This is a genomic window from Nocardioides sp. (genome assembly GCF_041393715.1).
GTDB lineage: Bacteria > Actinomycetota > Actinomycetes > Propionibacteriales > Nocardioidaceae > Nocardioides.
In genome coordinates this window covers 1-1591 of sequence record NZ_JAWKJQ010000021.1, presented here as the reverse complement: position 1 = coordinate 1591, position 1591 = coordinate 1, and the positions used below count along the sequence as shown (strand labels likewise).

General features: G+C 69.9%; 3 protein-coding genes. 2 read left to right on the top strand and 1 reads right to left on the bottom strand.

Features of this window, described 5'->3' with window-relative positions:
• Both R2740_RS18370 and R2740_RS18365 read left to right on the top strand, forming a co-directional pair.
• Positions 1–435 (top strand): DUF2306 domain-containing protein (locus tag R2740_RS18370; RefSeq protein WP_371304145.1); only part of this gene is annotated, 435 nt, incomplete at its 5' end.
• 280 nt (positions 436–715) lie between these two features.
• Positions 716–841 (top strand): hypothetical protein, encoded by a 126-nt coding sequence (locus R2740_RS18365; RefSeq protein WP_371301382.1) that lies wholly within the window; start codon positions 716–718, stop codon positions 839–841.
• Between the two features lie 19 nt (positions 842–860).
• On the opposite strand, the gene R2740_RS18360 is transcribed toward R2740_RS18365, so the two are convergent.
• Entirely contained in the window at positions 861–1553 is a 693-nt protein-coding gene (locus R2740_RS18360) for a hypothetical protein (RefSeq protein ID WP_371304144.1), read from the bottom strand.
• Positions 1554–1591 lie beyond the last annotated feature (38 nt).

Genomic DNA, 1591 nt, shown 5'->3' with positions numbered 1-1591 from the left:
CTGCTGCTGCCCTGGCAGCTGTGGCCGGCCCTCCGGCGGCGGGTCCGGTGGCATCGGTGGCTCGGCCGGGGGTACGCCGTCGCGGCCGTCGCGGGCGGCGTCTCCGGGACAGCGGCAGCGGTCGGGACGCAGGCCGGCCCGGTGGCCGGCACCGGCTTCGGCGTGCTCGGCGTCCTGTGGACGGTCTCGACCGTGGCGGCGGTGCTGGCCGCCCGGGGTGGGGACCCGGTGGCCCACCGGCGTTGGGCGGTCCGCTCCTTCGCCCTGGCGTTCGCGGCCGTGACGCTGCGTCTCGAGCTGCCGCTGGCCGCGATCGCCGGCGTCGGGCTCGACGTGGCCTACCCGGCCGTGGCGTGGTGGTGCTGGGTGCCCAACCTCGTGGTGGCCGAGTGGTGGTGGGGACGCCGTACCTCGCAAGAATTTGCCACCGCGTGACGTCTGTTTCGTCACGGGGGCGAAAGGTCGTCACGACGCTTCTTCAGGGTGAAAGTAACCCCCATGGGGGAGGGCTATATGCCCCTTTCGGGCGCTCGGCCGGTCACGAATTGAGAAAATCTGTCCGCGAAACCTACGGTGGAGTAGCCCAATCGGGCCCCGGCATCGCATCATTGTGCACCGTTGCGCCCGACAGTTTGCCTGAAGGACTTGCCAAGTTGTGCCTGGCTGCTGTCACATCGAACTGACCACCACTGCAGTCCTACCTAAGGAGCCCCCCATGTCTCGGATCGTCGCCGCTTTCGTCGCCGCCGTCTGCACCCTGACCCTGTCCACCATCGCTGCCGGACCCGCCGACGCCGCCAGCTTCCGGGTGAGCAAGACCGGCAACGGTCTCTGCTGCTGACTCCGAGGGGTTCGGAGGTCTACTGCGCAGCCGGGAGCCGGAAGGCGGGACGGTCGACCGAGGGCATCCTCATCCGCGCCGCTCCCAAGCACACGGCTGCCTGCCGGAAGGCTGCAAGGGCCGCACCGGTCCGGCCGGCGACCTCGGCCGCCTCGGCGAGGCTGAACCAGAGTTGAGCCACGCCCAGATCGGTTCCGAGAAGGGTGAGAAGGTCGGCGGCCTGCTCGAGATCGACGTCGATCGGCTCGCTCATGACGGTCAGCGCCTGGACCTTCGTGACGTGGGCCTCGGCGGTCAGCCCTGGATCTTGGTGACACACCTCGACCGGGATGGACTGCAGCGAGTCGAGAGCAGCAGTCGGATTGCCCTCGCGCAACTGCAGCCGAGCCATCACCAGCGAATGCCTCGCGCGGTCGACCGGGCTGGCCGAGGACCAGTCGAGCTCGCGACCGGCCAGGTCCAGTTGATCCCGGATCTCCTGGGTCTCGGCCGACGGGTCGTTGAGCAGCGTATGGGCGAGCTGGGTCCGGAGCTTGGCGAGGTTGCGGGTGCTGTTGCCGTTCTCGAGGATCGTCAGCGCGCGTGAGGCGAGGTCGACCGCGGCCTGCAGCCTGCCGGCCGCACGCTCGTAGACACTCGCGTTCCAGTAGGCCGCAGCCTGGGCCTCGGGCGCGGCGTTGGCCTCGGCCACCTTGATCGCGCGCCGCGCCATCCGCGTGGCAACGCCGAGCTGTCCGGTCTCGAAGTAGC

Coding starts and splice junctions, on each gene's coding strand:
- R2740_RS18360 (WP_371304144.1), bottom strand. CDS start 1,553: ATGGCGCGGCGCGCGATCAAGGTGGCCGAGGCCAACGCCGCGCCCGAG.
- R2740_RS18365 (WP_371301382.1), top strand. CDS start 716: ATGTCTCGGATCGTCGCCGCTTTCGTCGCCGCCGTCTGCACCCTGACC.